The organism is Kitasatospora sp. NPDC057500, from assembly GCF_042802195.1.
Classification (GTDB): domain Bacteria; phylum Actinomycetota; class Actinomycetes; order Streptomycetales; family Streptomycetaceae; genus Kitasatospora.
In genome coordinates this window covers 1-7,921 of the sequence record NZ_JBHVER010000290.1, presented here as the reverse complement: position 1 = coordinate 7,921, position 7,921 = coordinate 1, and the positions used below count along the sequence as shown (strand labels likewise).

The window sequence follows — 7,921 nt, the reverse complement described above, 5'->3', positions numbered from 1 at the left end:
GTGCGGACGCGTCCGCACGGGCCCCTCCGCCGTTGCCGTCGTGCCGCGCCGCCCGCCGCGCGGACCGCCGAGGGGACGCCCGCCGTGACCGATCTGGACCTCACACCCGGTCTGAGCCCGGGCCACCTCGGTGCGCCGGTGACCGAACCGGAGGGCCGCCCGCCGGGCGCGCCCGCCCCGCGCCCCGATGCACCGGATCCACGCCGACGGCGTACCGGACTGGCCTGCCTGCTGACCGCGCTGTCGCTGGTCGTGGTGTTCGGCGGGATCGGGCTGGCCGGGTTCACCTGGATCCAGGGGCAGCGCAAGCCGCCGGCCGCCGCCGACTACCCGGGCGGAGGGTCCGGCTCGGTGCAGGTGTCGGTGCCGGAGGGCGCCGGCCTCAGCCAGATCGCCTCCGCGCTGGTGCGCAACGGCGTGGTGGCCAGCTCGCTCGCCTTCACCCGGGCCGCCAGGGGCAGCGCGGCGGCGGCCGGGCGGATCCAGCCCGGTACCTACACCATGCGCTTGAAGATGTCGGCGGCCGCGGCGCTCGCGGTGCTGATCGACCCGGCCAACGCCAACGGCCTGACCATCCCCGAGGGGTGGCGCGGCAGCCAGATCTACGCGGCGATCGACAAGAAGCTCCAGCTCCCGGCGGGCACCACGGAGCAGGCGGCCAAGGAGCAGATCGCCGAACTGGGCCTGCCGGAGAGCGTCGGCGGCAACCTGGAGGGCTACCTGTTCCCCGCGACCTACGCGGTCACCGACGACACCACCGCCGTCGACCTGTTGAAGCAGATGGTCGAGCGGGCCGGGAAGGAGTTCGTCCGGGACGACGCGGAGGTCGTCGCGACCAACTTCGGGCAGACCCTGTACGGGCTGGTGACCATCGCCAGCATGGTGCAGGCCGAGGCCGACAACGTCGAGGACATGGGCAAGGTCGCGCGGGTGATCTACAACCGGCTGGCCAGGAACATGCCGCTGCAACTGGACTCCACCATCAACTACGCGATGGGGCGCTCCACGCTGAACACCAGCGTCACCGACACCCGCCTCGACTCCCCGTACAACACCTACAAGCACGCGGGGCTGCCGCCGACGCCGATCTCCAACCCGGGGCGGCAGGCGATCATGGCGGCGGTGGACCCGGCGCCCGGGGACTGGCTCTACTTCGTGACCGTGAAGCCGGGGGACACCCGGTTCACCGACAGCTTCGAGCAGCAGCAGAAGAACGTCGCGGAGTTCAACGCCAACCAGGCGTCGGCGAGCGCCGCGGCCTCCGCGTCGCCGTCCGCGTCGGCCTCCGCGTCGCCGTCCGCTCCGGACCCGGCCTCGCCGGGGGCGCCGTAGGGCGCCCCCGGGGCCCGGGCGGGCGGTCCGGCCTGGTGGCCGACTGCGGTACGGTAGCGTCTCCGTCCAGGTGTTGCGCTAGCACGCCGGTTCGACAAGCAGCCGGGACGCCGTCCCGGACGACCGGGCCGATCCTCCGGTCGTCTCCGTCGGTATAAGGGGATCAATGACCGATCTGGGTCGGGGCTACGGCCCCCAGGGCTCCGAGCCGTGGAATCCGGGAGACCCCGGCTACGGCGGTCAGCAGCCGGTCCCCGGCCAGCAGGACGGCCAGTGGCAGCAGGACGGCCAGTGGCAGCAGCATCCCCAGCAGCAGTACGGCGGCCAGCAGCAGGGCTACCCCCAGCAGCAGATGCCGCAGCAGGGCACGGACCAGGGCATGGACGGCCGGCAGGGTTTCCCGCAGGGCGGTCAGGGTCAACAGCAGTACGGCGGCCAGCAGCAGGGCTACCCCCAGCAGCAGATGCCCCAGCAGGGGTACCCCCAGCAGCAGGGCTTCCCGCAGCAGGGGATGGGCCAGCAGGGCTACCCCCAGCAGCAGATGCCGCAGCAGGGCACGGACCAGGGCATGGACGGCCGACAGGGTTTCCCGCAGGGCGGTCAGGGTCAGCAGCAGTACGGCGGCCAGCAGCAGGGGTACCCCCAGCAGCAGATGCCCCAGCAGGGCGTTCCGCCGCAGGGCGTCCCGCGGCGGCAGGAGCATCCGGCCGCCGAGCAGCCCTCCGGCCCCGGGCCGGACGGCATCGACTGGGAGGCGGAGGCCGCCGCGCTGGAGGCCGGCGCCGGCCCGGCGGCGGGCACCGGCGGCGGTGAGCACGCCGAGGACGAGTGGGACGGCCACGAGGGCGAGTACGCCGAGGACGAGTACCACGAGGACGGCGCGGACGACGGGCAGGGCGGCTTCCTCGGCGAGGAGGACGACTCCCGCGAGGCCAAGAAGAAGCGCAAGGAGAAGGGCAAGAAGTCGGGCCGGCGCAACGGCGGCGCCTGCCTGGTGGTCGCCCTGGTGCTGCTCGGCGCCATGGGCGGCGCCGGCTACTGGGGCTACGGCTTCTACAAGGACCACTTCGGCCCGCCGCCGGACTTCCCCGGACCGGGCTCGGGCACGGTCAACGTCGAGATCAAGCAGGGCGCGGCGGGCAGCCAGATGGGCGCGGCGCTGAAGGCCGCCGGCGTGGTCAAGAGCATCGACGCCTTCAACGCGGCGTGCGACAAGAACGTGAAGTGCACCACCATCCAGCCCGGCGCCTACAGCATGCCGAAGGAGATGTCGGCCGAGGGCGCCGTGCAGTTCCTGGTGGAGGCCAACGGCGGCGAGAAGCTGATCATCCGGGAGGGCCTGACCGCCGCCGCCACCTACGTCAAGATCGACGAGAAGCTGGGCCTGCCCAAGGGCGCCACCGCGAACGTCGCCAAGGAGCAGGTCAACAACCTCGGGCTGCCCGCGTACGCCAAGGGCAACATCGAGGGCTTCCTCTGGCCGACCCGCTACTCGATCACGCCGGGCATGAAGCCCGAGGACCTGCTCAAGGAGATGGTCAAGAACGCCACGGAGCGCTACGCGGCCCTGGACGCGGAGGCGACGAAGATCGGCCTCAAGTCCGGCTACGAGGTCGTCATCGAGGCGAGCATCCTGCAGGCCGAGGGCAACAACAAGGACGACTTCGCCAAGATGGCGAAGACCATCCAGAACCGGCTGGCCGACAAGGGCAAGGTCAACGGCAAGCTGGGCATGGACACCACGCTGCAGTACGCGCTGGGGACCAAGGACCTGAACCGGGCGCAGATCAACGACGGGTCCAACCCGTACAACACCTACATCAACCCCGGCCTGCCGCCGGGGCCGATCTCCAACCCGGGCGACGACGCGCTCAAGGCGACGCTCAACCCGGCGGACGGCAAGTGGCTGTACTTCATCGCGATGTCGCCGACCTCGACCCTGTTCGCGGAGACCGACACGGAGCACGCCGAGAACGTCAAGGCGTACTGCACGGCCGCCGGCCAGAAGTTCGACCCGGTCGCCGTCCACTGCACCACCAGATGACCGCCGTCCCACTGGGGCCGCACCGGGAGAGAACACCAGCGTGACCAGCAAGCACCGGGCCGCCGTCCTCGGCTCGCCGATCGCCCATTCGCTGTCGCCCGCCCTGCACCGGGCCGCCTTCGCGGCGCTCGGACTGGACGGCTGGCGCTACGACCGCTTCGAGGTGGACGAGGCCGCGCTGCCCGGCTTCGTCGCCGGGCTGGACGAGGCCGAATGGGCGGGCTGCTCGCTCACCATGCCGCTCAAGCGGGCGGTCATCCCGCTGCTCGACGAGGTGAGCGCGACCGCCCGGTCCGTCGAGGCGGTCAACACCCTGGTGTTCACCGCCGACGGGCGCCGGGCCGGGCACAACACCGACGTGCCGGGCCTGGTCAACGCGCTGCGCGAGCGGGGCGTCACCGAGGTGCCGGCCGCCGCGGTGCTCGGCGCCGGGGCCACCGCCTCCTCGGCGCTGGCCGCGCTGGCCCGGCTCGGGGCCCGCGAGGTCACCGTCTACGTCCGCAGCCCCGAGCGGGCCCGGGAGATGGCGGAGCTCGGGGAGCGGCTGGGCGTGTCCGTGCGCACCGCCGACTGGGCGCGCGGCGCCGAGGCGCTCGGCCACCCGCTCACCGTGGCCACCACCCCGGCCGGGGCGACCGACGGCTTCGCCGACGACCTCACCGCCGAGCCGGGCGCGCTCTTCGACGTGCTGTACCACCCGTGGCCGACCAAGCTGGCCGGGGCCTGCGCCGAGCGCGGGGCCACCGTGCTGGGCGGGCTCGACCTGCTGGTGCACCAGGCGGTGCTGCAGAGCGAGCTGTTCACCGGGCGCGCCCCCGGCCCGCTCGCGGCGGTCCGCGCCGCCGGCGAGGCCGCGCTGGCGGCGGGCTGAGGGCGCCCGGGGCGCTCCCCGCGGGCCCCCTCCGGGAGTGCCCGCGCGCCGTGCCGGCCGGACGCGACCGTCCGCCGGTCGACCGATTGCTGTCCGGTGATCGGACTCCGCGGCCGGTCGACCGGTCCGGCATGAAAGGATTCGGGGAGAAGGAACGTCCGGACGGGCGGCGGCAGCGCCGCACCGGTCCGCTGATGAAGGAGCTCCGTTGGGTACGTTGCGCTGGCTGACGGCGGGGGAGTCGCACGGCCCCGCACTCGTCGCGACGCTGGAGGGCCTGCCCGCCGGTGTACCGGTCACCACCGCCGTGGTGGCCGACGCGCTGGCGCGCCGCCGGCTCGGCTACGGTCGCGGCGCACGGATGAAGTTCGAGCAGGACGAGGTCACCTTCCTCGGCGGCGTCCGGCACGGCCTCAGCATGGGAAGCCCGGTCGCCGTCATGGTCGGCAACACCGAGTGGCCGAAGTGGGAGCAGGTCATGTCGGCCGACCCGGTCGACCCCGAGGTGCTCGCCGGTCTCGCCCGCAACGAGGCGCTGACCCGCCCGCGCCCCGGCCACGCCGACCTGGCCGGCATGCAGAAGTACTCGATCGACGAGGCCCGCCCGATCCTGGAGCGCGCCAGCGCCCGGGAGACCGCCGCCCGCGTCGCGCTCGGCGCCGTCGCCCGCTCCTACCTCAAGGAGACCTGCGGCATCGAGATCGTCAGCCACGTGGTCGAGCTGGCCGCCGCCAAGGCCCCGGCCGGCGTGCTGCCGCTGCCCTCCGACGAGGCGAAGCTGGACGCCGACCCGGTGCGCTGCCTGGACGCCGACGCCTCGAAGGCGATGGTCGCCGAGATCGACCAGGCCCACAAGGACGGCGACACCCTCGGTGGCGTCGTCGAGGTGCTCGCCTACGGCGTCCCGGTCGGCCTCGGCTCGCACGTCCACTGGGACCGCCGGCTGGACGCCCGCCTCGCCGCCGCGCTGATGGGCATCCAGGCGATCAAGGGCGTCGAGGTCGGCGACGGCTTCGAGCTGGCCCGCGTCCCCGGCTCGCAGGCGCACGACGAGATCGTCCCCACCCCCGAGGGCGCCAAGCGCGCCTCCGGCCGCTCCGGCGGCACCGAGGGCGGCCTGTCCACCGGCGAGCTGCTGCGGGTGCGCGCCGCGATGAAGCCGATCGCGACCGTCCCGCGCGCGCTGCGCACCCTGGACGTGCGCACCGGTGAGCCGGCCAAGGCCCACCACCAGCGCTCCGACGTCTGCGCGGTGCCGGCGGCCGGCATCGTCGCCGAGGCGATGGTCGCCCTCGTGCTCGCCGACGCGGTCAACGAGAAGTTCGGTGGCGACCACGTGTCGGAGACCCGGCGCAACGTGCGGAACTACCTCGACCACCTGATCGTCCGATGACGACCCCGGTCGTCGTGCTGGTCGGCCCGCCCGGCAGTGGCAAGTCCACCGTCGGGCGGGTCCTCGCCGAGCGCCTCGGCGTCGGCTTCCGCGACACCGACGCGGACATCGAGGAGCAGGCCGGCAAGCCGATCCCGGACATCTTCGTCGACGAGGGCGAGCCGCACTTCCGCGCCCTGGAGGCGGCCGCCGTGCGCACCGCCGCCGGGACCCACGGCGGTGTGCTGGCGCTCGGCGGCGGCGCGGTGATGGCCGAGCCCACCCGTGAGCTGCTGCGCGGACTGCCGGTGGTGTTCCTGGAGGTGCCGCTCGCCGACGCGGTCAAGCGGGTCGGCCTGGACGCCCCCCGCCCGCTGCTCGCGATCAACCCGCGGGCCCGCTGGCGCGAACTGATGGAGGCCCGCCGCCCCCTCTACCTGGAGGTGGCCACCGCCGCCGTCGACACCGCCGGCCGCACCCCCGAGCAGGTCGCGGACGCCGTACTGGAAGCACTGGAGCTGAAGACCCCCCATGACTGACACCGTCAGGATTCACGTCGGCGGCAGCGCCGGCCACGACCCGTACGACGTGCTGATCGGGCACCAGCTGCTCGGCGAGCTGGCGCCGCTGATCGGGACCAGGGCCCGCCGGGTGGCGATCATCCACCCGGAGGCGCTGTCGGCCACCGCCGACGCGATCCGCGAGGACCTGGCCGGCGAGGGCTACGAGGCGATCGCCCTCCAGGTGCCCAACGCCGAGGAGGCGAAGAGCGCCGAGGTCGCCGCGTACTGCTGGTCGGTGCTCGGGCAGACCGGCTTCACCCGCACCGACGTGGTCGTCGGCCTCGGCGGCGGGGCCACCACCGACCTGGCCGGCTTCGTCGCCGCCACCTGGCTGCGCGGGGTCCGCTGGATCTCCATGCCCACCACGCTGCTCGGCATGGTCGACGCGGCGGTCGGCGGCAAGACCGGCATCAACATCGCCGAGGGCAAGAACATGGTCGGGGCCTTCCACCCGCCGGTGGGCGTGCTGGCCGACCTCGCGACCCTGGAGACCGTGCCCCGGCACGACTACGTCTCCGGCCTGGCCGAGGTCATCAAGTGCGGCTTCATCGCCGACCCGGCCATCCTGGACCTGATCGAGGCCGACCCGGAGGGCGCCAGGACCCCGGCCGGGCCGCACACCGTCGAGCTGATCCGGCGGGCCATCCAGGTCAAGGCCGACGTCGTCTCCGGAGACCTCAAGGAATCCGGGCAGCGCGAGATCCTCAACTACGGCCACACCCTCGGCCACGCCATCGAGCGCAACGAGCGCTACAAGTGGCGGCACGGCGCGGCGATCTCGATCGGCATGGTGTTCGCCGCCGAACTCGGCCGCCTCGCAGGGCGGTTGGACGACGCGACCGCCGATCGGCACCGTACCGTGCTGGCCTCGGTCGGCCTGCCGCTCAGCTACCGCGCGGACGCCTGGCCCAAGCTGCTGGACGCCATGAAGATCGACAAGAAGTCGCGCGGCGACCTCATCCGCTTCATCGTCCTGGACGGCCTCGGCAAGACCTCCGTCCTGGAGGGCCCCGACCCGTCCCTGCTGGTGGCCGCCTACGCGGAGGTGTCCTCGTGACCCGGGTGATGGTGCTGAACGGCCCCAACCTCGGGCGCCTCGGCAGCCGCGAGCCCGACGTCTACGGCTCCACCTCGTACGCCGGGCTGGTCGAGCGCTGCACCGCGCTCGGCAAGGAGCTGGGCTTCGAGGTCGAGGTGCACGAGACCAACTCCGAGCAGACAATGGTGGAGTGGCTGCACGAGGCCGCCGACGGCAGGGTGCCGGTGGTGATCAACCCGGGCGCGTTCACCCACTACTCGTACGCGATGCGGGACGCCGCCTCGCAGCGCACCGCGCCGCTGATCGAGGTGCACATCTCCAACCCGTACGCCCGGGAGACCTTCCGGCACACCTCGGTGATCTCCGCGGTGGCCTCCGGCACGATCGCCGGGTTCGGGATCGGCTCGTACGAGCTGGCGCTGCGCGCGCTGGCCGACCGGCTCGCCGCGGGCTGACGGGGCTTCGGCGCCGGGGCGGCGCCGTGGTGGTGACCGGCGGCGGTGACCGGTGCGAGCGGTGACCGGCGAGGGTGCGGCGGCGGACTGTGTCCACCGCCGCACCGGCGTGTAGTGTCCCGCTGAAGGAAGTCGGGAGGTGGCCGTGACGCAGTACACCGGGGGTGGGCCCGTTCCCCCGCGTCCCGTCGCTCCGCCGGTACCGGCGTACCCGGCGTCCGCGCCGGCTCCGGCCGCGCCTGCGC

At 73.5% G+C, this 7,921-nt stretch carries 8 protein-coding genes; 7 read left to right on the top strand and 1 reads right to left on the bottom strand.

Features of this window, described 5'->3' with window-relative positions; translation table 11 throughout:
* The first annotated feature begins 84 nt into the window (after positions 1-84).
* The gene (mltG, locus tag ACFU74_RS34675; RefSeq protein WP_380764118.1) at positions 85-1,332 is read left to right on the top strand and encodes an endolytic transglycosylase MltG; all 1,248 of its coding nucleotides are present in this window, start codon (positions 85-87) and stop codon (positions 1,330-1,332) included.
* A gap of 163 nt (positions 1,333-1,495) precedes the next feature.
* Here mltG (ACFU74_RS34675) and ACFU74_RS34670 read toward each other — a convergent pair whose 3' ends face one another.
* Positions 1,496-2,035: a hypothetical protein gene (locus ACFU74_RS34670; protein ID WP_380764117.1), complete on the bottom strand. Its 540-nt coding sequence runs from the start codon at positions 2,033-2,035 to the stop codon at positions 1,496-1,498.
* Here ACFU74_RS34670 and mltG (ACFU74_RS34665) point away from each other — a divergent pair.
* From mltG (ACFU74_RS34665) to aroQ, 6 genes are all read left to right on the top strand, one after another.
* Positions 1,985-3,376: an endolytic transglycosylase MltG gene (gene mltG / locus ACFU74_RS34665; protein WP_380764116.1), complete on the top strand. Its 1,392-nt coding sequence runs from the start codon at positions 1,985-1,987 to the stop codon at positions 3,374-3,376. The genes ACFU74_RS34670 and mltG (ACFU74_RS34665) overlap by 51 nt on opposite strands.
* Before the next feature lie 40 nt (positions 3,377-3,416).
* Positions 3,417-4,247: a shikimate dehydrogenase gene (locus tag ACFU74_RS34660; protein ID WP_380764115.1), complete on the top strand. Its 831-nt coding sequence runs from the start codon at positions 3,417-3,419 to the stop codon at positions 4,245-4,247.
* A gap of 208 nt (positions 4,248-4,455) precedes the next feature.
* The gene (aroC, locus tag ACFU74_RS34655) at positions 4,456-5,640 is read left to right on the top strand and encodes a chorismate synthase (RefSeq protein WP_380764114.1); all 1,185 of its coding nucleotides are present in this window, start codon (positions 4,456-4,458) and stop codon (positions 5,638-5,640) included.
* Positions 5,637-6,158: a shikimate kinase gene (locus ACFU74_RS34650; protein ID WP_380764113.1), complete on the top strand. Its 522-nt coding sequence runs from the start codon at positions 5,637-5,639 to the stop codon at positions 6,156-6,158. The genes aroC and ACFU74_RS34650 overlap by 4 nt, the downstream gene beginning before the upstream one ends.
* Positions 6,151-7,239 (top strand): 3-dehydroquinate synthase, encoded by a 1,089-nt coding sequence (aroB, locus tag ACFU74_RS34645; RefSeq protein WP_380764111.1) that lies wholly within the window; start codon positions 6,151-6,153, stop codon positions 7,237-7,239. The genes ACFU74_RS34650 and aroB overlap by 8 nt, the downstream gene beginning before the upstream one ends.
* 8 nt (positions 7,240-7,247) lie before the next feature.
* Positions 7,248-7,676, top strand: a complete 429-nt coding sequence (aroQ, locus tag ACFU74_RS34640; protein ID WP_380764119.1) for a type II 3-dehydroquinate dehydratase — start codon at positions 7,248-7,250, stop codon at positions 7,674-7,676.
* Positions 7,677-7,921: the final 245 nt, after the last annotated feature.

What these genes read in the sequence shown, in the direction of transcription:
- mltG (WP_380764116.1), top strand. Translation starts at nt 1,985, where the DNA reads ATGCCCCAGCAGGGCGTTCCGCCGCAGGGCGTCCCGCGGCGGCAGGAG.
- ACFU74_RS34670 (WP_380764117.1), bottom strand. Translation starts at nt 2,035, where the DNA reads ATGCTCCTGCCGCCGCGGGACGCCCTGCGGCGGAACGCCCTGCTGGGG.
- ACFU74_RS34650 (WP_380764113.1), top strand. Translation starts at nt 5,637, where the DNA reads ATGACGACCCCGGTCGTCGTGCTGGTCGGCCCGCCCGGCAGTGGCAAG.
- aroB (WP_380764111.1), top strand. Translation starts at nt 6,151, where the DNA reads ATGACTGACACCGTCAGGATTCACGTCGGCGGCAGCGCCGGCCACGAC.
- aroQ (WP_380764119.1), top strand. Translation starts at nt 7,248, where the DNA reads ATGGTGCTGAACGGCCCCAACCTCGGGCGCCTCGGCAGCCGCGAGCCC.